Below are 26,994 nucleotides of genomic sequence, written 5' to 3'. Positions count from 1 at the left end.
ATATTGAAAACACTATTTCACATTACACCACTCGATGTTCTTTAAGAAATAATGATGCTATAAAACCACTTAAAGCGCAAACTGCACCTAATGCAAATACTCCAACATAAGAATTAGTTCCCCTTATAATGTAACCGGAAATTACTGGTGCTGCAGCACCAACCAATTGAGCTACAGTATTCATAAATCCTCCTACTACAGCTCCGGCTTTTGTAGGAAACATCATAGTAGTAAATGGCCAAGCTAAAACCCACATGTTAACGAATAATGCGAATAGGACCATAACAGTCATCGTAACAGCTAGTGGCAATCTATTTCCCATTAAAGCAATAAAAACAAATACTAATGAAAATGTAGCTGCAAGAAATAATGCTGCTGATGTTGCTTTCTTATGTCCAATTTTATCAGATATCATTCCGCTTAATGGCTGACTAATAACAGATGGTAGTGTTGCAGAAAGAGCCCATAAAAGTGCTGCTGATTTAACATTAACCATATAAACTTTTCCTAAATATGTTGCAAACCATGTAAAAACAAAATACTGTGTTCCGAGAAATCCAGCATAAACTATGCCCATTATATAAGGGTATGGGGAATGTTTCATGATATATCCAATGCTTGGTTCATTATTAGTTTGTTCTGTTTTAGTCTGATTATCAAGTGAGACCAAACCAATTTCCTCTGGTCTATTCTTAATTATATTGGGGACAATAAAAAGTATTAAAAGTCCTGGAATGGCAGAAAGTAAAAATCCACTTTGAATATTTGGCAATCCGAAAAAGCAAAAACTAGAAAGTAAAGCTGGCATACATGCTCCTCCAACAAAAGTACCTAAAGTTCCACCTATTCCCAGTATTCCTGTTTGCAATCCACGATGAGATGGTGCAAACCACCTTGCAAGCATTGGATTTGCAGGAACCCAAATTGCAGCAGCACCAGCACCAATTAATGCACGTGCAACAATGCCCACACCGATATTAGAAATATTAAACGCGAAAACAATGCTTGAAAAAACAATTAACCCAGTACCAACAGTTATTGTCCAACGTGCACCAAGCCATCTCTCACTTATGTATGCCCAAGGCATCTGCATTAGTGCATAAGCCCATAGATAGGAAGAATCAACCCACCCAACAGTGGCTGCATCCCATTTATATGTCTTCATAAGTGTTGGTATAACCGTTGGAATATTATATCTCATAAACATGTCCACAAAATAGGCACAAATCATAATAATAAGTATAGCCCAAGAATATTTGTAATATCCATTATTGTCTTGAATTCGTTTACATGTATTCGCCTGCATTTCAAGAACCTCCTTAATATGATATTAATAAAAAATTTACATTAGTAGGAAATAAAAACTGCAGTAAAAAATAGTCAGTACTTATTTTTATTGATGTATTATTATCTGATGGTTTCAACATCAGATAATAATACATCAATTTCCTTTAAAATAAACAAATCATTGATAAGATTTAACTCTTCTTCTGTTAGAGTTTAGTTAGTTACCTTTAGGAAATACTGCGCTTCTTCCTGTTGAATATTTCTCTTCTATTTCACGAATTTCTGGTAAACCTATTAATCTATTGAACTCCTCAAATGTTATCATTTTATCAAAATAGTCACTTGTTGTACCTGTTTCCTTTAAGTGTCTCATTAAATCAGTTACTGCCTTTGCAATAACATAGGTTGATGATACACAAAATATTGTTAAATCATATCCTATCTTTTCAAGTTGACTTGCGGAAAGTAATGGACTTCTTCCGTGCTCTAGCATATTAGCTAATACAGGAACATTAAAGCTACTTGTAACTGTTTTCATTTCATCTTCAGATTCAACTGATTCTATAAATAAGATATCTGCCCCTGCTTCTTCGTAGGCCTTTCCTCTTTTAATAGCTTCTTCTAATCCAAAATTAGTACGTGCATCTGTTCTTGCCATAATCATTAAATCAGAATTTTGTCTTGCGTCACATGCAGCTTTAATTTTTCCAACCATTTCATTTTGTGAAATAATTTCTCTTCCTAGCATATGTCCGCATTTCTTTGGTGCAACCTGATCTTCTAATTGGATACAAGAAACCCCTGCCTTTTCATATTCACGGACAGTTCTCATAACATTAACAGCATTTCCATACCCTGTATCTGCATCAGCAATAAGTGGTATATTTATTCTCTCAACAATATTTGCTGCACGGCGCACCATTTCACTCATAGTTAACAATCCAACATCTGGCCTTCCAAGTATACTTGCAGATGTTCCATAACCTGTCATATAAACTGCTTCAAAGCCTTCTTTTTCAATAATTTTTGCTGTTAGAGGATCATAAGCTCCTGGAGCAACAAGTATTTCTTTCTCCTTTAATCTTTCACGTAATTGTTTAGGCATATTTTTCATTTGTACCCATCCCTTCATAATTTTTATTTGATAACTAATGCCGGCTAATTAGTACTACTATTGATTAGAGCAAATTCTATGCCAAGTTTTATAATGTTCTCTTTTCTAAAGTATAAATTAAAAAAAGCTTACATTTTGTACTCTGCCAATATTAAGATAATACTTAAATGTATTAAATATTATCCTAATATATTTAAGTTGTTTCATATTGTTTCATAATGTTTTATGAAAGTAAAACATTATGAAACAGTATAAATTACAGTACTTTCAAATGCCCCATTTTTAAATGCATTGCAGTATAATAAATGTTAATAGAAGAATTTAATAAAATTGTTTTTTTATTTATCCATAAATATGTGCTACTAAAGATTACTTTAATAATAAAAACTATTAGGAAGGAATTTGTTAAGATGCAAGATCAAGTAACACCTATATGTTTAATATCTCCATCCAAAGAATTAGTTAAATTAGCTAATAAAATTATAAATAGTAATAATAAAAAAATTGATGTATTTATCAAAAAGTTAGACGAGGCACTGGTGTTTTCTAAAGAATTGATATCTAAGGGAGCTAGAATAATAATCAGCAGAAAAGGTACAACAGAAATATTAAAACAACACCTGGATATACCTACCGTTAACATAGATACAACATTATCTGACTATATTCCAATTATGGAGAAAGTCATAAAGATTAAAGGTAAAATAGCTTTTTTTTCATATTCAGAAATATCTAATGACGTAAAAACTATGTGTTATTTATTAAACATTGATGCAGATTATTATACATTTAATACTTTTAAAGATTGTGAAATGTGTATAAAGAATGCAATGGTAAAAAATATTGTTTTGGGAATAGGAGGAACTTCCACAGAATACTTTGCGAGAAAATATGGTCTAAATCATATCGTTGTTGAGAGTTCTCCAACATCTGTAAAAAAAGCAATAGAAGTAGCAGAACAACTATTAAAAGTGAAAAATAGAGAACACATAATACAGGAAAAACTAAAGTTAAAGATGGAACGATATAAAACTATATTTAACTATACTCATGATGCTATTATTGCAGTTGATACTACAGGTAAAATTGAGATTTTAAATAGTCTAGCTGAAAAAATAGTAAAGTCAGATTCAAAATATTGCATTGGAAAAGATATAAAAGAAGTAATTCATAATACTAGGTTACATGATGTAACTAAATCAGGCATAAAAGAAACAGACGAAATAATGAATATTAATGGTACAATGGTTTCAACTAACCGAATACCAATAATTGTTGATCAACATATAAAAGGAGTAGTAGCAACATTTCAAGAAATAAAATCCTTACAAAAAAGTGAACGAAAAGCAAGAGTACAATTACATAAAAAAGGATTTGTAGCTAAGCACAATTTTGATGATATAATTGGCAGTTCAGAGCAGATAAAAAAAATTAAAAAAATAGCATATAATTATTCTCTTTCAAAATTTACAATACTAATTACTGGTGAAACTGGAACTGGTAAAGAGCTATTTGCTCAAAGCATACATAATACAAGCCCTCGGAAAGAGGGACCATTCGTAGCAATTAATTGTTCTGCGCTGTCAAAAAACATACTTGAATCTGAACTTTTTGGATATGAGGAAGGTTCTTTTACAGGAGCTATAAAAGGCGGAAAGCAGGGTGTATTTGAGCTAGCTAATGGAGGCACTTTATTCCTTGATGAAGTAGGAGAAATGCCTATGGAAATTCAGGTAAAACTTTTAAGAGCTTTACAAGAAAATGAAATTCGCAGAATTGGAGGAGAAAGCATAATACCAATTAATATCAGATTTATTGCAGCAACAAATAAAAACTTATTTAATGAAATAAAAGAACATCGATTTCGTGAAGATTTATATTACAGACTTAATGTACTTAATCTTACAATTCCTCCATTACGTAACAGAAAAGATGATATTATTGAGATAGGTAATAATATTTTAAATGAATTGAACTATGAAAATAAATCAAATATTAAAATAGATTTCAGCTCAATTTTCAGCAAATTAAACAATTATGATTGGCATGGAAATGTTAGAGAATTAAAAAGTTTTGTTGAAAGATTATTTGTTGTATCTAATGAGGAAAACAGGAAAAATAAAATCGATGATCTAATTAATGAATTAATTAGACAACACACCAAAATAGACAAACTAGATAAGCATGATCAAAATGATTTTGATTTGACTACATTTGAAAAAAATAATATTATAAAAACCTTAATGACGAATAACTTAGAGATAGGAAAAACTGCAGAAACTTTAGGATGCAGTAGAACAACCTTGTGGAGAAAAATGAAGGAATATAAGATAAATATAAAACGAAAAAATTGATATCAATATAAATCTAAAAATATAAATTAGTAATACTAAGAAATTAAAAAGCAGGCACCATAGTGGGACATTTATGTTCCATCATGGTGCCTGGCACCTAATTTAGTAATTTCAATGCAGCATTGCTCATGACTTCTATTCCGTATGCCATGGCTCTCTCATCTATGTCATACTTAGGATGGTGCTGAGGGTATATGATACCTTTTTCAGGATTACCTACACCTACAAAGATGAAGCACCCTGGAATCTTTTGCAAATAGTACGAAAAATCCTCACTACTCATAAAAGGCTCTATAGCATGAGCTTTATGTCCAACCATCTCTTTACCAGCTTCTAAAACAATACTAGTAACCTTAGGGTCATTTGACAGCACATAAGTGCACCTATCTCTCTCGATTTCACATTTCGCACCTGCCATATCACACACATCTTCTACTATCTTTTTTATATGGCCAAATACTTTTTCTCGCACATTTTCATCAAGAGACCTTATTGTTCCCTTTAGTTCAGCTCTTCCTGCTATGGAATTGTAAACACGCCCTGAGTTAAATACTCCAACGGATACAACAGCTTGCTTCATTGGGTCTACATCTCTTCCAACAATTGTATTCAATGCCACCACTATTTGGGATGCCGTTAATATAGAATCTATAGTCTGATGTGGCATAGAGGCATGCCCTGCTTTTCCTTCAATAACTATTGTAAATTCATCACTTGCTGCCATCATAGGACCAGCAGATATTCCTACTGTTCCAAATTTAACAGGCTGCCATAGATGTGCTCCTATAATTGCATCTACATCTTTTAGTCCATCATCAGCTATAATTGCCGCTGCTCCTGACCCATCAGCTACTTCTTCTTCACTAGGTTGAAATATAAATCTTACAGTTCCCTGTATCTTATGACGAAGATTACTAAGCACTTTTATGACTCCCAAAAGCATAGCAATATGTCCATCATGACCGCAAGCATGACATGCACCCTTATTTTGAGATTGATAAGGCTTTCCACATTCATCTTCTATAGCAAGTGCATCCATATCTGCTCGAATTGCTATAATTTTACCTGGTTTTTCACCTTTTAATTCAGCAATAACTCCTGTACCAGCAGCTTTTCTAATTTCTAAGTCTAAGCCCTCCAGTACTTCAATGATTTTCTTTTGAGTAGCAAATTCTTTTTTACTTAACTCTGGATATTTATGAAAATATCTTCTTAGCTCAACTATTTCTGGGTAATATTTTTCTGTAAGTTCCTTTATATCACTCATAATTTCAAACCTTTCATTATTGTATTTTTACTTATCTGATGGCTGCCTACTGTAACACTCCCACGCACTCTGTGAAAGTGACTATCACCAAATCAAAGATTTGGGATATCTGCTTTTCCAACTAAGTAAGATTCATTGATACTCTGAAAATACATCTAATTCATCACTATCTACATCTTCTGATTTGACATAGGTCATAGCTCTAAATGTATCTAAAGAAGTTATTACTTGAATGTTTCTCTCTACGGCTGTTCTTCTTATATGAAATCCATCTCTTCTAGAATCATTTCCTTTAGTTGGTGTATTTATGACTAAATCCACCTCTTCATTTTTTATAACATCTATTATATTAGGATTTTCTTCGTTCATCTTTCTAACTTCTTTAACATCAATTCCGTTATCTCTTAAAAGTTTTGCCGTATTTCGAGTAGCCATAAATTTTATTCCCATTTTGTAAATCTCTTTAGCTATAGGTAAAAATTCTTGTTTGTCGTGATCTCCTATAGTAGCAAGCATTACTCCATTTTTCATATTAGAAAACATTCCTGCAGCTAAAAATCCTTTATAAAGTGCTCCCGTAAGAGTATTTGAAACACCCAGCACTTCTCCAGTTGACCTCATTTCAGGTCCAAGTGATACTTCAACATTTGGAAGCTTCTGTGTAGAAAATACAGGCACCTTAACTGCTACTATATTTGGTTCTTTTGAAATTCCAACTCCGTACCCAATATCCTTTAACTTTTCACCCAGAGTTACCCTAGTTGCAATATCAACTATAGGTACACCGCTCACCTTGCTTATATATGGAACTGTCCTTGAAGCTCTTGGATTTACTTCTATTACATACAGATTTCCTTTATACTCTATAAACTGAATGTTAATCATACCTTTTATTCCGATTCCAGTTGCAAGTTTTTCGGTATAATCCAATATCTTTTTCTTCATTTCATCACTTATATTCTGACTAGGATACATAGTTATACTATCACCAGAGTGTATACCAGCCCTTTCAAGATGCTCCATAATTCCAGGTATAAGCACATCTTCTCCATCACAAATTGCATCTACTTCTATTTCTCTTCCCATCAAATACTTATCTATTAATATAGGATTTTTCCTATCTTTCTTAAAAGCCATGGATAAGTAGTAAGTAAGTTCTTTCTCATCGTAAGTTATTTCCATTCCTTGACCACCAAGTACATAAGACGGCCTTACAAGTACAGGAAATTCTAATCTTCTTGCTTCTTCCAATCCTTCTTCTACAGACCAGACACCTTTTCCCTTAGGTCTACTTATATTTAGTCTTTCCAAAAGGTCATCAAATTTTTCTCTGTCTTCTGCCTCATCTATTTGGTCTGCTGTTGTACCTAAGGTAACTATATTCTTTTCCTTTAAAAATTCTGCTAACTTTATGGCAGTTTCTCCACCAAATTGAAGTATTACACCATAAGGTTTTTCCTTATCTATTATACTTAGTACATCTTCTTCAGTTATAGGTTCAAAATACAATTTATCTGAAATATCAAAATCTGTACTTACAGTTTCAGGATTGTTATTTACTATAATAGTTTCTATATTTAACTTTCTAAGGGTCTTTATACAGTGAACAGAAGCATAGTCAAATTCTATTCCCTGACCTATTCTTATAGGTCCTGAGCCTATTACAATAACCTTCTTTTTATCTGAAACCTGAACTTCATCATATTGTTCATAAGTAGAATAATAATAAGGTGATAGGGCTTCAAATTCTCCCCCACAGGTATCTACCATTTTATAAGCCGGAGTTATGCTCCATATATTTCTAAGCTTATATACTTCTTCCGGAGATACTCGGAGCATATCTGCTATGCCTTTATCTGAAAATCCTTTCCTTTTAAGCAAAGTTAGCCACTCTTTATCCATATTGGAAATGTCACTTAACTTTAATTTTTCTTCTTCATCTATTATCCATTGGAATTTCTTTATAAAGAATATGTCTATTCCTGTAATCTCAGCTAGTTTTTCAATTCTATATTTTCTCCTAATCATTTCTGCCATCGCAAATATTCTTTCATCATCAGGATATGCTATTCTTTCTTTAAGTTCTTTCATGGTGAAATCTTTAAATTTTTTATATTCTAAAGAATAGGCCCCTATTTCAAGAGATCTAATACCTTTTAAAAATGCTGCTTCAAAGTTACTGCCTATTGCCATTATTTCACCTGTAGCCATCATTTTTGTGCCAAGTTCCCTATCCGCATTGTGGAATTTATCAAATGGCCATTTAGGAATTTTTACTACTACATAGTCAAGAGATGGCTCGAAACAAGCATAAGTCTTTTTAGTAACTGCATTTTTTATTTCATCCAGTCCATATCCAAGAGCTATTTTAGCTGCAACCTTTGCAATAGGATATCCAGTAGCCTTTGATGCCAAAGCTGAAGAACGGCTTACTCTTGGATTTATTTCTATAACTGCATATTCAAAAGATTTTGGATTAAGTGCCAGCTGGACATTGCATCCGCCTTCTATTCCAACTGCGTTTATTATATCAAGGGATGCAGTTCTAAGCATTTGATATTCCTTATCAGATAAGGTCTGACTAGGGGCTACTACTATACTGTCTCCTGTGTGAATTCCAACAGGATCTATATTTTCCATGTTGCATACAGTTATGCAGTTTCCAAAGCTGTCCCTCATAACTTCATATTCGATTTCCTTCCAGCCTTTTATACTCCTTTCAAGAAGTACCTGCCCTATGGAGCTGAGTTCTAGTCCCGATTCCAGTATGGTCTCCAGCTGTTCTTCATTTTCAGCTATTCCGCCGCCTGTTCCACCTAAGGTATATGCAGGCCTTACTATAACAGGATAACCTATTCTGTTTGCAAATTTTTTACCGCTTTCCATATCCGTTATTATTTCACTTTCCACAACTGGCTGATTTATTTTATTCATAGTATCTCTAAAAAGTTCTCTATCTTCACCTTTTTTTATAGCTTCTATAGAGGTACCTATTATATTCACATTATATTTTTCAAGTATTTTCTTTTCATACAATTCCACTGTCAAATTTAATGCAGTCTGTCCACCCATGCCTGCTAAAAGGCTGTCAGGTCTTTCTTTTTTTATAACTTTTTCTACGAATTCAACCGTAAGAGGTTCTATATAAACTTTATCAGCAACCTCCTTATCTGTCATTATGGTCGCTGGATTACTGTTTATAAGTACAACTTCTAACCCCTCTTCCCTAAGAGATTCACAAGCCTGAGTTCCAGAATAATCAAACTCTGCTGCCTGACCTATAATTATAGGGCCAGATCCTATTACTAATACTTTTTTAATATTTTTATTTAAAGGCATAAAAACCTATCTCCCTTCTATTCAATGCACAATTCTCAACTATTTTAAAGTGCGTATTTCATAAACTCATCAAATATATAATTATTGTCTTCCGGTCCCGGACATGCTTCCGGATGAAATTGTATTGAGAATATAGGAAGACTTTTATGCTTCATTCCTTCTATAGTTCCATCGTTTAAACTTACATGAGTTATTTCCATATCTTCAGGCAGTATATTGACATAATAGCCATGATTTTGAGAAGTTATATGCACTTTACCGCTTATAAGATCTTTTACAGGATGGTTGCATCCTCTGTGACCAAATTTGAGTTTAGCTGTGCTCCCTCCTAGGGCTAATGCCAAAAGCTGATGTCCAAGACATATTCCTGTAATAGGTTTTTTGCCTATAAGCTTTTTTATATTTTCAATTTCACAGGTAAGATCATCTGGATCTCCCGGACCATTTGATAAAAATATCAAATCTGGATCAATTTGAAGTACATCTTCTGCTTTAGTATTTGAAGGAAATACAGTTACTTTACATCCTCTATCTACAAATGCTTTTACCATAGTTTTTTTAATTCCGAAATCCATAATAGCAATATTTCTTTTGCCTTCACCTATAGCATATTTTCCCTTTGTACTTACCTCAGATACTGCATTTTTATTGGAAAAAGATTTAATTTTATCTTTTACAGCTGCAAAGTCCAAGTTCTCTATAGTTATAATTCCCTTCATAGTACCACTTGTTCTAAGCATTTTTGTAAGTGCTCTAGTATCAATCCCTGAAAGTCCCAAAATTTTATTTGTTCTAAGATAATCAGATAGTTCTAATTCAGATCTAAAATTGCTGGAATAACTACATACTTCTCTTACAATGAACCCTTTTACTTTTGGGCTGGATGATTCCATATCTTCTAAATTAATTCCATAATTTCCTATAAGGGGATAAGTCATAGTTACTATCTGACCATAATAAGAAGGATCTGTGAGTATCTCCTGGTACCCTGTCATCCCAGTATTAAATACTACTTCACCTATAGTATCTTTTAGATACCCAAAAGCTTCCCCTTCAAAGATACTTCCATTTTCCAATATAAGTTTTGCTTTCATAATATACCTCCTGCATTTTTACAAGTAAAAATACACTTATCCATCTTAAAAAACAAAAAAAGCAACAGAAAAATATTTTTAAAAATAATTTTTCTATTGCCAAAGTTTCTATATTCAAATACAAAACTATTCATTTTTTTTAGGATATAAAAAAGCTTACCCATAACATACCTCTTTCTGGCCTCACAGGACCAATTTAAAGTGTATTTTTCACTTAAATTCTAAACTTTATTTTAATTAAAATATGCGCTTATGTCAAGTATCAAAAAATGTATTTTTTAAATTAAACATCCTGTTTGTTTAAGTATGGCAAAATCAATTATCAGATAAAACTTAAATTATTACTTGGAATAATATTCTTGAAAATGAAAACAAACGGGTATATAATAAGAACTGTTAATACACGAACAGTTTTTATACAAATAATGCTTGAATAAACCATTAAAGGAGGTTGTATATGAAAAAAGCTATTTTATTTAGCCTGGCTACAGTAATATTTTTGACAGGCTGCGGTTCTACAAATACTACAAGTAAAAATATTAAAAACATCAATCAAAATACCAATGATCAATTTTTAATGGGAGGAAAAATTTCAACAAATGAACAGGCAAATATAACTTCAAAAATTTCAGCAAAAGTTTCTGAAATATCCGTTGACTTGGGTTCAAAAACAAATGAAGGCGACGTACTTATTAAACTAGATACAAAAGATCTTCAAGGACAAGTTGATCAAGCCCAAGCAGCTTTAAATACAGCAAATGCAAATTTAACTAATGCCCAAAACATCACTCGTCCTGAACAAATCGCTGAAGCTCAGTCTTCTGTAAGCAGTGCTTCTCAAAGTTACGAAACAGTAAAAAAGAACTACGACCGTGTACAGGCTTTAGTAAATGCAGGAGCAGCAACTCAGCAGGAATTGGATTCGGCCAATCAGCAGCTTGCTACAGCAGATTCACAATATAAAACTGCCCAAGAACAACTCGCTATGCTAGAAAATGGTCCCACAAAATCATCTATAGATGTTTACAAAGCACAGGTAGATCAAGCTCAAGCAGCTTTAAAAACTGCACAGACAGCTCTAAGCAATGCTATTATTACAGCACCTATTTCTGGAGTAGTAAACACAAGAAATGTCAATGTAGGAGATACAGTATCCCCTGGTGCAACACTTCTTTCTATAATAAATTCCAGCAACCTCTATGTAAATGCCTATGCACCTTTAGATATTGTAAGTCAAATTAAAGAAGGACAAGAAGTAGCTGTAAAAGTATCTGAAATACCAGATAAACAATTTAAGGGTAGAATAGCCGTTATAAATTCTAATTTAAATTCTGAAAGCAGAGACATTTTAGTTAAAGTAAGCCTAACAGATAAAGATTCACAGCTAAAACCCGGTATGTTTGCTGAAATTGGACTTGAAAAATAGAGAAAGAAGGTATTTCAAATATGAAACAGAAACGAAAAATATTGATTGTAGGAATATTAGTAGTAATTGCAGCCGCACTCAGTAGTATAGGATTTTATTATTGGTATGAAAATACCTACTATGTTTCAACAGACGATGCAAGAGTAGATGCAGACCTAGTCAACGTAACTCCACAAATCAGTGGCAAATTGCTAGAACTCAATGTGGATGAAGGAGATATTGTTATTAAAAATCAAATATTAGCCCGTCAAGAAATGTCAGACCTATCTGACTCAAAGGTAGATCAATCTTTAATAAGATCACCTATAAATGGCATAATTATTAAAAAGCAGGGAACCATCGGTGAAATTTGGTCTCCTGGCCAAACCCTAGCTACTTTAATAGATCCAAATAAACTTTATATAACTGCTGACATAGAAGAAACAAAGCTTGGAAAAATAAGAGTTGGACAGCCAGTTAGCATTACTATAGATGAGTATGGGTCTCAAAAATTTACCGGTAAAGTAAAATCTGTAGGAGAAGCAGCCCAATCTGCACTATCTATTATACCAACTACTACTAGTGGTACATTTACAAAAGTAGTTCAGAGAATACCTATAAAAATTTCTCTAGACAAATTTAACAACAAAATACTTCCAGGTACCAATGCCGTTGTTAAAATTCGCATAAAGTAATGGGGTGATATAATGGAAGAAAACAACAATGAATCTATATACAGCTGGCTAGCATTAATTGTTGTAGTAATAGGAACTTTTATGTCCATACTTGACAGTAGTATAGTTAATATCGCTATTCCAAAGATGATGGCAGTCTTTGGAGTATCAATGGATGATTCAAAATGGATACTGACATCATATACCCTAGCTCTTGGTGCAATTATACCTCTTACGGGGTATCTTCAGGAAGTTTTCGGTTCTAAAAAAATATATATGTTTGCGCTTGCAATGTTCACTTTGGGCTCCATGCTGTGTGGATTTGCCTGGAACAATACATCTATGATAGTATTTCGTATTATACAAGCTTTAGGCGGCGGCATGATAATGCCTGTAGGTATGTCCATAATATATGAAATATTTCCTAGAGATAAAATAGGCCTAGCCCTTGGAATTTGGGGAATAGCTTCCATGGCAGCGCCTTCCATAGGACCTACTTTAGGTGGATATATTATTCAAAATATGAACTGGAGACTTATTTTCAACATTAATGTTCCCATAGGCATACTAGGTGTAATTTTAGCTGGAATTCTACTAAAAGACTCCCAAAAAATTACATTTAAGTCTTTTGATGTAATAGGCTTTTTATCCTCTACAATTGGAGTAGTAAGCATTTTATATGTACTTGGAGAATGGACTTCAATTGACTGGAGCAAAGTACAATACCCACTGCTTTTGACTTTAGGATGCCTAAGTCTTATACTATTCGTAGTAAATGAACTTACCCACCCACAGCCACTTTTAGACCTCACTGTATTTAAATTATTTGATTTTAGTGTATGTCAAATAATAATCTGCGTTTTGACCATGGCACTTATGGGTGGGGTATACGTGCTGCCCTTATTCCTCCAAAACATAAGAGGATATACAGCAATGGAAACAGGTTTAATCATGCTGCCTGCTGCACTTGTAGTTGGAATACTAATGCCTGTTAGCGGTAACTTGTTTGATAAAATTGGTGCCAAGCCCTTAGTTATACCCGGACTTATAATACTAGCCTTAAGTTCCTATCATCTTTCAGTTTTAATAAACATGAATTCCAGTAGAGAAATGATAACCTTAATTCTATGTATAAGGTCAATTGGGCTAGGATTTACCATGATGCCAATTAATACTGCAGGAATGAATGTAGTACCACAAAACTTAATTGGGAAAGCATCTGCTCTTTCTAGTACTATAAGACAAATAGCAAGTTCCCTCAGCGTAACAATAATGTCCGCCATAATACAAAGCAAAACTAACTATAATTATTTAAAATTATCTGAGCAAATAAATGTCTACAATAAACCCGCTAATGATACAATAAATATTCTTACGAAATCATATATGCAAGAAGGCCTGCCCCAAGGCACAGCTAAAGCCTCTGCATTATCTACGTTAAGTAAATTGTTTCAAGGACAGGCTACTATAGATGCTATGGCTTATGCAGTTGCTATTACTTCTGTTATAGTAATTGTCACTATAGTCTTAACTTTAATGATGAAAAGTAAAAAAACAGTGAAAGGAGATGATCACAATACCAACACAAAAGAACTTGCCGCCACGAAATGATGAATTAATATTAGAGCAATCGGATAAAATAATTAATCTTTTTAAAAGTATCCATAAAATTATTGGTCATAAATTTAGAGAGATTGCAGGACAATACGGATTTACGGTACCTCAACTGGCAGTTATAGTTCATCTATATAAAAAACCTGGTATGACATTAAATGAGTTGAGCAATCATTTGTTGCTTGCAAAGAGTACAGTATCCGGTATAATAGATCGTTTGGTAAATCAAGGCATTGTAACCCGAGAAATACCTGAAAACAACAGGAGAATTGTAAAACTATCTATATCAGAAAAATTTAAAAAAAGCAATGATATAGTAAACATAAGACAAGTCTTTATTTCCAACTGTATATCCGATACTATAAGAAATATGGATAACGAGACAGTAGATCAATTTATTCATGCCTTAGAACATTACAAATCACTATTAGAAGATCTTAAATAATAGGGAAAATGCTTCCGCAAAATTTGCTGCTGAAGTATTTTCCCTTTACCTTTCTTTTGATCCTTATAAATTTATCCGTGGCTTCCATCCTCTTAAGCAAACTCCACCTGAATCTAAGAATCACTTGATTGAAATCACAAGTGCTATCAATTATTATACATAATAAATACCTATGCTGCGTAGTATTTAATAGATATAATAAAAAGGAGAGGAGAATATGAACTTTAAAGATATAATTGAAAAAGACAGGGAAATAAGGAAAAAACATGAGTTTAAAGGAACTTTTCTAGAGTACTTAGAAATTGTAAAAAAGAACCCTAAAATCGTAAAATTATCTCATAGAAGAATGTATGATATTATAATGAATAAAGGTTATGAAGTCTTAAAACCTGAAGAAAATCCAAGAATAAAAAAATTATACGGTAATGAACCAATTAGAAGGTATAACTTTTTTAAAGATGACTTTTTTGGAATTGACAAAGTCATAATGAAATTAGTGAATTATTTCCACTCTGCAGCAATGATGGGAGAAGAATCAAGACAGGTGCTTTACCTAGTAGGTCCTGTAGGAGCTGGTAAATCATCTCTAGTAGAATCAATTAAAAAAGCTCTTGAAACCTCAGAGCCTATTTATGCTCTTGAAGGATGCCCTATGAGAGAAGAGCCTCTGCACCTTATACCAAAACATTTAAAAGGAAGCTTTGAAAAAGCACTCGGTGTAGAAATTGAAGGCGATTTATGCCCTGTTTGTAAATATAGGCTAAAGCATGATTACGGCGGCGAATATGAAAAATTTCCTGTAACTACTACTGACTTTTCCATACGATCAAGAAAGGGCATTGGAGTAGTACCACCAGTTGATCCTAATAACCAAGATACATCTGTGCTCACAGGTTCTATTGATATATCAAAAATGGATATGTATCCTGAAGATGATCCTAGAATATTCTCACTAAATGGTGCTTTCAACGTAGGTAATAGAGGGCTTGTAGAATTTATTGAAGTTTTTAAAAATGATGTGGAATATCTTCACACAATAATTACAGCTACCCAGGAAAAATCAGTTCCATCTCCAGGTAAAGGTTCAATGATTTATTTTGATGGAATTATTCTAGCACATTCCAATGAATCTGAATGGAACAAATTTAAATCTGATCATACTAACGAAGCAATACTAGATAGAATAGTAAAAATTGAAGTTCCTTACTGCATGGAATTAAATGAAGAAATTAAAATATACAAAAAAATACTTGGCAAGAGTCAATTTAATGCACATATAGCACCCCATACCATAGAAATAGCAGCAATGTTCGCAATTCTATCCAGACTTTCACCTTCCAACAAAGTAGATCCTATGACAAAATTAAAAATTTATAATGGAGAAGATATAGTTGAAAAAGGCACAACTAAAAAAATTGACTTTTCAGAATTAAAAGAGGAAGCAGGTTCTAGAGAAGGAATGACAGGCATTTCCACCAGGTTTATAGTAAAAGCCTTAGATAGTGCACTTTCAAACTCAGAGTACAACTGTATAAATCCTCTCAGCGTAATGGAAAGCTTAACAAAAGCAGTTAAAGATTTAGACATAGCTGAAGATGATAAACAAAGATATTTAACTTTTATAAAAGATACCATTAGAAAAGAATATAACAAAGTATTGGAAAAAGAAATAACCAGAGCTTTTATTCACAGTTTTAAAGAACAGGCAGAAAGCCTTTTTGACAATTACCTAGATCATGCAGAAGCTTATGTAAATAAAAATAAAATTAAGGATCAATCTACTGGAGAAGAATTAGAACCAGACGAGACTTTCATGAGATCTATAGAAGAACATATTGGCATCTCCGAAAATTCTGCAAAAGGATTTAGAACCGATGTAACTTCATATATGTTCTACGTTATAAGAAATGGAGGAAAAATCAGCTATACTTCCTATGAGCCTCTTAAAGAAGCTATTGAGAAAAAACTCACTGCATCTGTAAAAGAACTATCCAGAGTTATAACTAAATCAAAAGTAAGGGGCAAGGAACAAAATGAAAAATATAATTCCATGGTTGAGGAAATGAAAGCAGATGGATATTGTGACCACTGCTGTGACGTTATTTTAAAATATGCTGCCAACAACCTATGGAAGGATTGATATTATGGCTATTTTTAGAGAATTTGATCCAAGGGATCACCATGATAGATCCTTAGAAGATAGAAGGCGCCACAAACAATTAGTAGAGAAATCCATAAAGGATAATCTTGCAGATATAATATCAGAAGAAAGCATTATAGGTCAAAGTAAAGATAAGAAAATTAAAATTCCCATAAAAGGCATTAAAGAATACCACTTTATATATGGAGGCAATAGTCCCCAAGTTGGAAGTGGAAATGGATCTCAAAAAAGAGGAGATAAAATTGGAAGATCCCTAGAGGAAAATGGAAGCAAAGGCAAAGGCGGTGCAGGTAACGAAGAAGGGGAAGATATGTACGAAACTGAAATTACCCTAGAAGAACTTATGAATTATCTTCTTGAAGATATGGAGCTACCTTTGATGGACAAAAAAAAGTTTTCAGAATTATTATCTAAAAAATCCTTAAAGAAATCAGGATATCAAAGAAATGGAATAAATCCAAGGCTTGCTAAGAAAAGAACTGTTATAGAAAAACTAAAAAGACAGCAAAACTCTAAAAGAGCTATTAGAGAAGCTTCCAAAGACCCACTATTTCAAAATAAAACTATTTCTAAAGATATAGACTCAAGATTTCCTTTTAGACAGGAAGATTTAAGATATTTCAGAATAAAGGAGAAAAAAAAGCGTGAATTAAATGCTGCTGTCATATGCGTAATGGATACATCAGGTTCCATGGATAGCACTAGAAAATTCTTAGCTAGATCCTTTTTCTTTATTTTGTATCAATTTGTAAAAGCTAAATACAATAATGTTGAAATTAAATTTATTTCTCACTCCACTAAAGCAAAGGTAGTTACTGAAAATGAATTTTTCCACAAGGTAGAATCTGGTGGAACCTATATATCCAGTGGATTGAATAAAGCTCTTGAGGTAATTGAAGAAAATTATAATCCTGCTTACTGGAACGTATATACCTTTTATGTAAGTGACGGTGACAATTGGGATGAAGACAACGAGCGTGCTTTAAAAGCCGCCAAAGATTTATGTGAAGTCTGCAATCTTTTTAGCTATGCAGAAATCATACCCAGTTATTTTGGAAGTAATATAAAAAATATTTTCCGTCGAGGAATAGATAAAAATAACTTTTCCACTGTAACTATTAATGAGAAGCAAGACTTATGGATATCTCTTAAAAAAATACTGAAAAAAGAACTGGAAGGAAGGTGATTTTTCTGGAATATACAGGTACAGATTTAGAAAAATGGTGTGACATTATAGAAGATACATCTAAAAAATCAGGACTTGACTTTTATCCTCAAGAATTTGAAATTGTAAGTTATACAGACATGATAGGATACGAAGCCTATCTGGGAATGCCTGCTAGATACCCTCACTGGAGTTTTGGCAAATCCTATGACAGGACAAAATCACTTTACAAATATAACCTTACAGGACTTCCTTATGAAATGGTAATAAACTCAAATCCCTGTCTTGCTTATTTGATGAAGGACAATACACTACTACTGCAAATTCTAACAATGGCTCATGTATACGGACACAATGATTTCTTTAAAAATAACAGGTTGTTTAAAGAGGGTACTAAAGCATCCTATACTCTTGAAATGTTTAAAAATGATGCAGATATGATAAGAGAATATATAAATGACCCAAGCATCGGGTATGAAGGAGTAGAAAAAATTTTAAATGCCGCTCATTCCATAAGATTTCAAACAAACAGAACCATAGGTGCAAAAAAAACAGAGGAGGAATCAAAAGAAGATTTAATAGATTTTATTATAAATCACAGTCAACTAGAAGAATGGCAAAAAAATGTTTTATATGTAGTAAAAAAAGAAACTGCATATTTTATACCTCAGGTTGAAACAAAGATTATGAATGAAGGTTGGGCAAGTTACTGGCATTATAAGACCTTAAATAGACTCGACCTTTCGCCTTCACTTCACATTGAATTCATTAAAAGACACAATGATATAATTACACCTATTATGGGAGGAATTAACCCCTATTATATTGGCTTTAAAATATTTGAAGACTTAGATAAAAGATACGGAGAAAATAAGATATTTGAAGTAAGAGCACTGGAAAGAGATGCATCTTTTATTCGAAGATACTTAACAAAAGAGCTGTGTTATGAACTAAATTTATTTGAATATGCAAAACAGCGCAGTGACTATGTAATAAAAGAAATTCCTGATGAAAAGGGCTGGATTGAAATTAGAAATACCCTATGCAATAATTGTGGCATGGGTTCCATTCCCAATATCGTTGTTGATGATATTTTAAAAAAGGACAATACCCTCGTATTAAAACATATTTACGATGGGAGAGAATTAAATTCAAATTATATGGAAGCTACTTTAAAATGCATTTATGAATTGTGGGGATATCCCGTGAAATTAAACACTAAAATAAGCAAAGAAGATATAGAAGTATGCTGCAGCGAGCCTACTACTATTACTTATAAAACTTTAAGATGTGATTAATATAAAGTCTCTAGATTGAAAATTAACTTATACAGAGCATGTAATGACAAATTTTAACACCCTAAAAACTTTTGGCAAGTCTAAAGTTTGGTATTTTGAAAATCTAAGAACCTTAGCTAAACTCGTACCTCAAACAATATCTAAGCTCCTAAGATTTTCTAAAATACCTCACTAAGACTTATGGAAAAGTTTTTAAAGGTGCTTTCAATTTTGTTATTACATTTTTTTGTATAAGTTAAAATTCAAATTAAAATCACTATATAGATTTTCTAGGTTTAAAGCCCTCTAGATAGTTAATCCTAGAATTAAACTTGTCCAAATTGTCAGTTTAATTTAAATGTTAAAATTATAAATTCAACCAAGATTTATAATTAGCAATTTTCAACACTTATAGATTTATTTTTAAACTCTACAATCTGCATAGGTATTCTAACTTAAAAATCAACTTATACGCAGGCACATTTTTACAATAATGAAGCTCTTTTAAATATTTTGTATATAATGCTTAGAAAAAAATTTTTAAAAAATCTAGAACTTTTGAATTGTCTGAGGTACGAGTTTTCAAAAGTTCTCAGTATTTTTTTAAATTTTTTGCTTAGCCTTATCAAAATGTTTAACGAGCTGAAGGTTGTAAAAAATATCCGCAGTATAAGTGATTTTTCGTTTGGAAATTCTATGATGTTTCAATTAAAGTTCTTCCATTATTTGTCTTGCTATATAATCCCCATCTATCTCATCATCCACTTGAATATTTATAACTTGGCTTTTGCCGGAAGCCTCCCCTGTCATATATAATATTTCTCCTGAATTATCATCTATTTTTTTAACCACTACGGCTTTATCTCCTTTTAATACCTTCAGCTTTTTACCACCTTCTACTGGCAGCCAAAAACTCTGAGTAAATTGAATTTCGTGTCCAATTTTATACTTCATAAAATACCCCCCTTTATCTAATTAAGAGTTAATAATTAAAGTTTAAAGTTCACATAACAAAGAACAGATAAAGATGATTTCCATCGTACCTCAGGAAATCTATAATTTAAAGATTTTCTGACGTTAGGAAGAAAATTATCCTTATTTGACATTTGAACTTTGCACTTTGTTCTTTAAAAAATTACTTCGCATTATTTTTATATTAGGTCACAACTTATTATGTGCAAAAGTTAAGTTATACAATCTTATAGTCTTACTTATCTTCCATTATGCCATACTTTTTTTCAAATGTTAACTTTCCCTCTACAAGTCTGGATATTACCATACTAGCTACTGTATTTCCTGTAGAATTAAGCACAGTAGCCGGTGCATCTATTATTACACTTATAACTGCAATTATAGGAAGCAGCTCCGTTGGAAGTCCGTATACACTTAATATAAGCATCTCACCAATCATACCTCCGCTAGGTATAGCTGCCATTACAGCTCCAACTAAAAAGGATACAAAAATTATGGAAAGTATGGCTGAAGGACTGGTCATACTTCTTCCAAATAGTCCAAACAAGAAAGTGATTTTCATAACACCACCAATTACAGAACCATCTTTATGAATATTTGCCCCTAATGGGATTACCGTTTCAACTATATCCTCTGGTACTCCCATTTTTTTTGTACATTCTAAATTAACAGGAATACTTGCTGCACTTGAGCAAGTTGCTAGTGCTGTTATTGTTGGAGCTACAGCGTTTTTCCAGAATGTTTTAATTCCAATCTTGCCACTAGCTAAAAATGCATAGAAAGTAAAGAACCCGAAATAATAAATAACTGATATAACTATATATAGAATAAATACTCTTAAATATCCCTGAAGTATTTGTGGTCCAAGAGATCCTATTACTGCAGCAAAATAACATCCAAGACCTATTGGAGCATAGTACATTATTATTTTAACCATTTTCATCATTACATTAGATGCTGCCTCTAAAAATTTTGCAACAGGTTCAGCCTTTTCCCCAAGGGCTGAAGTCGAAATACCAAAAAGTACTGAAAATACAATGAGCTGCAGCATATTACTTTTAGAAAACAGAGAAACAAAATCTGAAACAGTAAGAGTATTTACAATCTGCTGTAAAAGCCCTACTTGCTTCACTTTATCAGCAGCACCTCCTCCAGTTGTTACAATCTTTTTAAGGGCTGAATAATCTATACCTCTTGCAGGATTTACTATTAAAGCACCTATAAAACCAATTACAGACGCTGCAAGCGCAGTGCATATAAATACTACAAAGGTACTTGCCATAATTTTACCTAATCTTTTCATACCTTTCATGTTTGCTATAGCAGAAGTAACGCTAAAGAATACCAAAGGTATTATAACCATAAACATTAAATTTAAAAATAAATCCCCAAAGGGCTTTAATACTAGTGCCTTAGATCCTAACAATACGCCTATAATTGCACCTAAAATTATTGAGCCTAATAATATAATGGAAAATTTGTAGTTTTTAAAAAAGCTTTTCATTTCCTATCACTCCTTTCTACAAACTGTTAATTTCTATCCTAAAAGTCCGTAATTTTTTAATTCATTTTCTAATATTTTTAAGTTTTCATCTGTCATAGTAGTAAGTGGAAGTCTTAAGTTTCCAACATTTTTGCCTAAAATGTTCATAGCAGTTTTTACTGGAATAGGATTCGTCTCTATAAACATTGCCTTTATAAGTGAATATAAATCCAACTGTAACTTAAGTGCAGCCTTTATATCACCTTTAAAGAATAATTTACACATTTTTTCCATATCACAGGGTACTATATTCGCCATTACAGATATTACCCCACATCCCCCTAAAGACAATATTGGAATTACCTGGTCATCGTTTCCAGAATATATGTCAATTCTCTCACCACAAAGTGCTTTCATTTCAGCAATTTGACTTATATTACCACTGGCTTCCTTTATTCCGCTTATGTTTTTAAATTCGCATAATTTTTTCAAAGTTTTTGGAAGTATATTCAATCCTGTTCTTCCTGGAACATTGTAAACTATTATAGGAGTTTTTACTCTATCGTTTATTACTTTAAAATGTTCTATAATTCCTTTTTGTGTAGTTTTATTGTAATAAGGAGTAATTACGAGAAGACCATCTACACCTATGCTTTCAGCCCATACGCTCATATCTACAGCCTGCGCAGTACAATTACTACCTGTACCAGCTATTACTGGTATTCTTCCACTTACCGTATCTACAGTAAACTTTATAGTATCTTTCTTTTCCTTTTCCGTCATTGTAGTAGCTTCACCTGAAGTTCCACAAATAACTATAGCTTTCGTACCTGATTTTATATGCCATTCTAAAAGTTCCTTTAATTTGTCAAAGTTTACAGTGCCATCTTTAAATGGAGTTACAATTGCAACTGCAGAACCAGTAAATAAACTCATAAAAACACCTCATTTTTTGATTTAATCTTTATATTTATTATATACTGATTTTTTACTTGTTTTATTGCGAAAAGTGCTTGAAATATTGCGAAAAATGCTTTAGCATATAAATATAATATAGTTGAGGTATGGTTGAATGATTAAAAATACAACTCAAAAAGTAAAGAGAGGTTATTTGAAAAGTGACTTTGAAATATTTCACTTAAAAGATAAAAGAGATATTAAATTCCAATTTCACTATCATAATTTTAATAAAATAGTAATATTTATATCAGGCAATGTAACCTATCTAATAGAAGGTAAATCTTACAAATTAAAGCCCTGGGATATACTTCTTGTAAACAGCAATGATATACACAAAGCTATAATAGACTCAAACGAAACCTATGAACGTATAATTATGTGGTTAAATTCAGACTTTTTAGTAAGATATAATCATAACTGTAATTTATTAAGCTGCTTTGAACTGGCATCAAAACAAAGATTTAATTTATTGAGACTCGAAAGTACATGGCTTGCAGATGTAAAAAAAATACTTTTTCAGATTGAAGATACCTTTAAAAACAAAGAATTAGGTTACAGCGTGCTGAGAGTATCCTATTTTTTACAGTTTATAGTCTATATAAATAGATTGTTTTTAAAACAAAAAAATATTTCAGAGTCCAATGACATAAAATATGATAAGAGCATGGATAATATTCTAGATTATATAAATAAAAACTTAAGCAAAAACCTTTCTGTAGATGCTCTATCCTCTAAATTTTATGTAAGTAAGTACTATTTAATGCACAAATTTAAAGAACAAACCGGGTATACCCTTCACAATTATATACTTCAAAAAAGATTGATTATGGCTAATTTATTAATAACCAACGGTGAAAATGCATCAGATGCATGTGCAAAATCTGGTTTTGGAGATTACTCCAACTTTGTGCGAGCCTTTAAAAAGATGTTTGGACTTTCTCCTAAAAAATACTACAAGAGCTAACTTCTGTAGAGTTTCTAGTTTGAAAGTTAACTTATACAAAGCATGTAATAACAAATTTCGTCACAATAAAAACTTTTGACAAATCTAAAACCTTAGGCTTTTTTGTCGTACTCTTTTTTATATCATTTATCCTGTCTAATATATGCTTTCCAATGTACACCAATAATTTTCCAGTTACTACTAAGTAGTTGCTTAATTAAATATCTTTTCATAATTTCCATCTACTTTCCAAGCGTCTTCTTTTTTATATAAAAAACTATATTTATTATCAAATTTTGAATTTTTGTATCACTAAAACATTTTGTAAATATATTAATTATTAAGACTTAAAAATTATATATTTTAAAGGAGGAAATTTCTTATGGCAGATTCTTCTCAACCTTACAATAAAATACCTTATAAAAACATATACTCCTGCAAATATTCAAATGGTATTTCAATAATACAGCCAGAATATCAGGTACTTCCAGATGGAAGTACTGTAAACAATCCAGCTTATGTGTCGTCACTTGCATCATCCTTTTGGACATACAAATTCATAATTGACTGTGATATGCAAATGGATGGAAGTATAAAAAGTATTGGTATTCCTATTTGCCACTTAATTAAGTCAGAAAATATTAAAGTTTATGAACGACTAGACTGTAACACTGTATTCAATCCTGTTCCATTTACCCTTATAAAAAATGATCCTTCTTTCTACTATGCTCCTAAAGGATTTAAATGGTTAAAAATAGAAAATTTAAAAAGATATTATAGAGGAGTTTGTGTAGAATACATTTTAGAAATTTTCGGGAATTATGTCTCTAGTCGTCAGTCCTTAAAAATAAAAACAACTTATAATATAATTAAATTTACTGAAGATAGTATACTTGTACCAACTTGTAATTCTAAAGGAAATCTTACTGTAAAAAAGAGCTGCTTCACTTCTATTATCAATAACAAAGCTATTTTAAAATACAAGGTCAATATTTTAAATACAGGAAACACTGCTCTCAATAACGTTATTTATAACGATAAAATATATATTCCAACTTCATTTATCCTAGGTAAAATACACATTAATACATCTAATCTTTCTATTGATAGAAATATACCCGGTCAAATTCTAATCAACGGACGTTTTGACATAATAAAACCTGGTCAAATGTTAACAGTTATCTATTCAATTCCAGTAGAAAATATAACTAAACCAAAAAAATACAAAATAGGCAGCAATGTTGTAGTTTCTGCTATGTATACATCAGCTCACAGCGTCTGCTCTTCGAATATTGATGTGGTAAAACTTAGCTCAGAAAATCACTGTAGTATAATAAATCAAAATAAAGTCTCTTTTATACTTACAATATGGAATACGCGTTATTCACCTGACACAGAAGTAACCATAATAAATTACTTATTCATTCCATCTGGGATTACTTTACAATTTAATAATTTTGGGATGTATACTGCTACATTTGGCAATAAATATGATATTGTGCCTATTAACACCAATATAACTGGTCCACAAAATATTATACTCACCTGCAGAAATCTCAAAATACTACAAGATGGATGCACCTACAAAGCAATTACATTTAAAGTAATATCCAGTACAATAGCAGGCAAGATAACTATCACAAATACTTTAAAAAGTATTACTCTAGCAAATCCTAATTCACAGGTACTTATTGATATAAAAAATCTGTCATCAACATCTAACATAGATATACTTCCTAGTGTCAAATGCCAGTAAATGTACAAATTCTTATCTTTGTAACGCCTTTTTAATTTTTTAATATATTAAATTAGAGTTATAATTTTAATTAGAATAAAAGAGGAGTGATATTATATGGCAGACCAAGTACAGCCATGTAGCTGCACATCCTATACAAATATATGCTGCTGTGGAGCACAAAATGGTATTTCAGTTGTACAACCACAATGCCAGACTCTTTCTGATGGAAGGGTAGTCAACAATCCAGCTTATGATCCTCTGCTTACAAAATCTTTCTGGACTTATAAGTTTATTACTGACTGCAATAAAGATACCCGATCTATAAGTAATTTTGTTATTCCTATTTGTCAATCTATATCATCCCAAAGTGTAGAAGTTTTTGAAAAAATAGATGGGTGTGGACAATTTCAATCTATCAATTTTACACTATCTTTAACTGATCCTAATTTTGGTAATGCACCTTCAGGCTTTCAATGGCTAAAAATAGAAGTTAGCGAAAGATACCAAAAAGGCGTAAGTGTAGAATATAGAATTGAATTAGTAGGCAATTTTCCTACTGACACACAGCCAATAAAAATAAAAGCTGCTAACAATATATTAACTTTTGATTGCGATTGCCTTCTTCTTCCTAAATGTAATGATCAGGGAGTACTTTCAGTAATAAAAACATGTAATCATACAATTACCAATAATCAAGTAACCTTAAACTACACAGTTAATGTTACAAATACAGGAAATGCTGCTCTTAATAACGTACAGTATCTTGATACGGTTTTTATTTCATCCGCACTGGTACTAGGTACAATTACAGTCAATCCATCTACCCTTTCAATAAATACAACTGTTCTTGGAGAAGTTATTATAAGTGGAAATCTTGGTACCATTAGCCCGGGAGATACAATACCTGTAACTTATACAATTCCAATTACTAGTATAACTGTGCCTAGAACCTATACTGTAAACAATACAGTTAGAGCATCCGCAACAGGCACAGAAAGTACAGATACTTGTTCAACGGAATTTAGTGCTGTTGAACTAGGTGTTGTAAAATGCTGCAATATTAATGAAAATAGCGCTTCGTTTACAGTAACAATTTCCTCTATAGACCTATCGCCTAATACTACTGTCAATGTAATTGACAATTTTTTCATACCATCTGGTATAACATTACAGTTTAATGATTTTGGTGGATTCACTGCCAAATTTACTTCAAGTGAGGAATCAGTTCCTCTTAGCACTAATATAGTTGGCCCTATAAATATTACACTTAGCGATAATAACCTCCAAATACCTGCAGGAGGATCAATAAATAGAACAGTACGTTTTACAGTTATATCAAGTTCACTGTTCGGTACTGCAACTATCGAAAATACTGTAAACAGCATAGTCCTGTCAGAGCCAAATTCTCAGGTATTCCTTGGTGCAGGACACCTACCTGTTAAATCTGATATAGATATTACACTTAACCTAACCTGCAGACAACCATGTTCTTAAATTTAATCATATAATATAACAAAATTTTAATTATGCCAGTATTTTTTAAAGTACTGGCATATATAATTTTAAGCCTTGATTATGTTGCAATATTAATAAATCAACATACTATGTATTAAGGATGAAGTCCTTAAATTAAGTAAGCCTTATTTCTATTGATTTTTAATTTGACACAACTTTAGATATGTTATCTAAATCATTATAAAAA

The 26,994-nt window shown here is 32.0% G+C and carries 19 protein-coding genes; 11 read left to right on the top strand and 8 right to left on the bottom strand.

All coding sequences use genetic code 11. The annotated features are described in order from the left end of the window. Positions 1–22: 22 nt before the first annotated feature. Positions 23–1,306 (bottom strand): MFS transporter, encoded by a 1,284-nt coding sequence (locus CLAU_RS12325; protein WP_023162660.1) that lies wholly within the window; start codon positions 1,304–1,306, stop codon positions 23–25. Positions 1,307–1,504: 198 nt separating this feature from the next. Then, a complete protein-coding gene (locus CLAU_RS12320; protein WP_023162659.1) occupies positions 1,505–2,401 on the bottom strand; it encodes an isocitrate lyase/PEP mutase family protein in 897 nt (298 codons plus the stop codon). A gap of 410 nt (positions 2,402–2,811) precedes the next feature. Here CLAU_RS12320 and CLAU_RS12315 point away from each other — a divergent pair, with 410 nt between their 5' ends. Then, positions 2,812–4,755: a sigma 54-interacting transcriptional regulator gene (locus tag CLAU_RS12315; RefSeq protein WP_023162658.1), complete on the top strand. Its 1,944-nt coding sequence runs from the start codon at positions 2,812–2,814 to the stop codon at positions 4,753–4,755. A 97-nt stretch (positions 4,756–4,852) separates the two neighbouring features. Here CLAU_RS12315 and CLAU_RS12310 read toward each other — a convergent pair whose 3' ends face one another. The 3 genes from CLAU_RS12310 to CLAU_RS12300 form a co-directional block, all read right to left on the bottom strand. Further along, positions 4,853–6,022, bottom strand: coding sequence for a M20 metallopeptidase family protein (locus CLAU_RS12310; protein WP_023162657.1), 1,170 nt, complete (start codon positions 6,020–6,022; stop codon positions 4,853–4,855). Positions 6,023–6,154: 132 nt separating this feature from the next. Then, positions 6,155–9,361 carry a carbamoyl-phosphate synthase large subunit gene (gene carB, locus CLAU_RS12305; protein ID WP_023162656.1) on the bottom strand — a complete coding sequence of 1,069 codons (3,207 nt, stop codon included), beginning with the start codon at positions 9,359–9,361 and terminating at the stop codon, positions 6,155–6,157. 44 nt (positions 9,362–9,405) lie between these two features. Beyond that, a complete protein-coding gene (locus tag CLAU_RS12300; RefSeq protein WP_029170210.1) occupies positions 9,406–10,455 on the bottom strand; it encodes a carbamoyl phosphate synthase small subunit in 1,050 nt (349 codons plus the stop codon). Between the two features lie 457 nt (positions 10,456–10,912). Here CLAU_RS12300 and CLAU_RS12295 point away from each other — a divergent pair, with 457 nt between their 5' ends. From CLAU_RS12295 to CLAU_RS12265, 7 genes are all read left to right on the top strand, one after another. Further along, positions 10,913–11,881, top strand: coding sequence for an HlyD family secretion protein (locus CLAU_RS12295; RefSeq protein ID WP_013237121.1), 969 nt, complete (start codon positions 10,913–10,915; stop codon positions 11,879–11,881). A gap of 20 nt (positions 11,882–11,901) precedes the next feature. Then, a complete protein-coding gene (locus CLAU_RS12290; RefSeq protein WP_013237120.1) occupies positions 11,902–12,555 on the top strand; it encodes an HlyD family secretion protein in 654 nt (217 codons plus the stop codon). A 12-nt stretch (positions 12,556–12,567) separates the two neighbouring features. Continuing rightward, positions 12,568–14,145 (top strand): DHA2 family efflux MFS transporter permease subunit, encoded by a 1,578-nt coding sequence (locus CLAU_RS12285; RefSeq protein WP_013237119.1) that lies wholly within the window; start codon positions 12,568–12,570, stop codon positions 14,143–14,145. Continuing rightward, a complete protein-coding gene (locus tag CLAU_RS12280; protein WP_013237118.1) occupies positions 14,102–14,593 on the top strand; it encodes a MarR family winged helix-turn-helix transcriptional regulator in 492 nt (163 codons plus the stop codon). The genes CLAU_RS12285 and CLAU_RS12280 overlap by 44 nt, the downstream gene beginning before the upstream one ends. Positions 14,594–14,810: 217 nt before the next feature. Continuing rightward, a complete protein-coding gene (locus tag CLAU_RS12275) occupies positions 14,811–16,733 on the top strand; it encodes a PrkA family serine protein kinase (protein WP_029170208.1) in 1,923 nt (640 codons plus the stop codon). Between the two features lie 4 nt (positions 16,734–16,737). After that, positions 16,738–17,940 (top strand): sporulation protein YhbH, encoded by a 1,203-nt coding sequence (yhbH, locus tag CLAU_RS12270; RefSeq protein WP_023162652.1) that lies wholly within the window; start codon positions 16,738–16,740, stop codon positions 17,938–17,940. Between the two features lie 5 nt (positions 17,941–17,945). After that, a complete protein-coding gene (locus CLAU_RS12265; protein WP_029170207.1) occupies positions 17,946–19,217 on the top strand; it encodes a SpoVR family protein in 1,272 nt (423 codons plus the stop codon). A 687-nt stretch (positions 19,218–19,904) separates the two neighbouring features. Here the strand turns inward: CLAU_RS12265 and CLAU_RS12260 are convergent. The 3 genes from CLAU_RS12260 to dapA form a co-directional block, all read right to left on the bottom strand. After that, complete coding sequence (locus tag CLAU_RS12260; RefSeq protein WP_013237114.1) at positions 19,905–20,150, bottom strand: hypothetical protein; 246 nt, start codon at positions 20,148–20,150, stop codon at positions 19,905–19,907. A gap of 253 nt (positions 20,151–20,403) precedes the next feature. After that, positions 20,404–21,672, bottom strand: a complete 1,269-nt coding sequence (locus CLAU_RS12255; protein WP_023162651.1) for a dicarboxylate/amino acid:cation symporter — start codon at positions 21,670–21,672, stop codon at positions 20,404–20,406. Between the two features lie 33 nt (positions 21,673–21,705). Continuing rightward, the gene (dapA, locus tag CLAU_RS12250; protein ID WP_023162650.1) at positions 21,706–22,587 is read right to left on the bottom strand and encodes a 4-hydroxy-tetrahydrodipicolinate synthase; all 882 of its coding nucleotides are present in this window, start codon (positions 22,585–22,587) and stop codon (positions 21,706–21,708) included. Between the two features lie 136 nt (positions 22,588–22,723). Here dapA and CLAU_RS12245 point away from each other — a divergent pair, with 136 nt between their 5' ends. The 3 genes from CLAU_RS12245 (at position 22,724) to CLAU_RS12235 (ending at position 26,786) form a co-directional block, all read left to right on the top strand. Further along, a complete protein-coding gene (locus CLAU_RS12245) occupies positions 22,724–23,575 on the top strand; it encodes an AraC family transcriptional regulator (RefSeq protein WP_023162649.1) in 852 nt (283 codons plus the stop codon). Between the two features lie 361 nt (positions 23,576–23,936). Beyond that, positions 23,937–25,310 (top strand): hypothetical protein, encoded by a 1,374-nt coding sequence (locus CLAU_RS12240; protein WP_013237110.1) that lies wholly within the window; start codon positions 23,937–23,939, stop codon positions 25,308–25,310. Positions 25,311–25,406: 96 nt separating this feature from the next. Then, on the top strand, positions 25,407–26,786 hold the full coding sequence (locus CLAU_RS12235) for a COG1361 family protein (protein ID WP_013237109.1): 1,380 nt from the start codon (positions 25,407–25,409) through the stop codon (positions 26,784–26,786). Positions 26,787–26,994: the final 208 nt, after the last annotated feature.

It is taken from the genome of Clostridium autoethanogenum DSM 10061, from assembly GCF_001484725.1.
GTDB lineage: Bacteria > Bacillota > Clostridia > Clostridiales > Clostridiaceae > Clostridium_B > Clostridium_B ljungdahlii.
The sequence above is the reverse complement of the archived record's forward strand: the minus strand, read 5'-3'. Positions and strand labels throughout refer to the sequence as shown.

Coding starts and splice junctions, on each gene's coding strand:
- CLAU_RS12325 (WP_023162660.1), bottom strand. CDS start 1,306: ATGCAGGCGAATACATGTAAACGAATTCAAGACAATAATGGATATTAC.
- CLAU_RS12320 (WP_023162659.1), bottom strand. CDS start 2,401: ATGAAAAATATGCCTAAACAATTACGTGAAAGATTAAAGGAGAAAGAA.
- CLAU_RS12315 (WP_023162658.1), top strand. CDS start 2,812: ATGCAAGATCAAGTAACACCTATATGTTTAATATCTCCATCCAAAGAA.
- CLAU_RS12310 (WP_023162657.1), bottom strand. CDS start 6,022: ATGAGTGATATAAAGGAACTTACAGAAAAATATTACCCAGAAATAGTT.
- carB (WP_023162656.1), bottom strand. CDS start 9,361: ATGCCTTTAAATAAAAATATTAAAAAAGTATTAGTAATAGGATCTGGC.
- CLAU_RS12300 (WP_029170210.1), bottom strand. CDS start 10,455: ATGAAAGCAAAACTTATATTGGAAAATGGAAGTATCTTTGAAGGGGAA.
- CLAU_RS12295 (WP_013237121.1), top strand. CDS start 10,913: ATGAAAAAAGCTATTTTATTTAGCCTGGCTACAGTAATATTTTTGACA.
- CLAU_RS12290 (WP_013237120.1), top strand. CDS start 11,902: ATGAAACAGAAACGAAAAATATTGATTGTAGGAATATTAGTAGTAATT.
- CLAU_RS12285 (WP_013237119.1), top strand. CDS start 12,568: ATGGAAGAAAACAACAATGAATCTATATACAGCTGGCTAGCATTAATT.
- CLAU_RS12280 (WP_013237118.1), top strand. CDS start 14,102: ATGATCACAATACCAACACAAAAGAACTTGCCGCCACGAAATGATGAA.
- CLAU_RS12275 (WP_029170208.1), top strand. CDS start 14,811: ATGAACTTTAAAGATATAATTGAAAAAGACAGGGAAATAAGGAAAAAA.
- yhbH (WP_023162652.1), top strand. CDS start 16,738: ATGGCTATTTTTAGAGAATTTGATCCAAGGGATCACCATGATAGATCC.
- CLAU_RS12260 (WP_013237114.1), bottom strand. CDS start 20,150: ATGAAGTATAAAATTGGACACGAAATTCAATTTACTCAGAGTTTTTGG.
- CLAU_RS12255 (WP_023162651.1), bottom strand. CDS start 21,672: ATGAAAAGCTTTTTTAAAAACTACAAATTTTCCATTATATTATTAGGC.
- dapA (WP_023162650.1), bottom strand. CDS start 22,587: ATGAGTTTATTTACTGGTTCTGCAGTTGCAATTGTAACTCCATTTAAA.
- CLAU_RS12245 (WP_023162649.1), top strand. CDS start 22,724: ATGATTAAAAATACAACTCAAAAAGTAAAGAGAGGTTATTTGAAAAGT.
- CLAU_RS12240 (WP_013237110.1), top strand. CDS start 23,937: ATGGCAGATTCTTCTCAACCTTACAATAAAATACCTTATAAAAACATA.
- CLAU_RS12235 (WP_013237109.1), top strand. CDS start 25,407: ATGGCAGACCAAGTACAGCCATGTAGCTGCACATCCTATACAAATATA.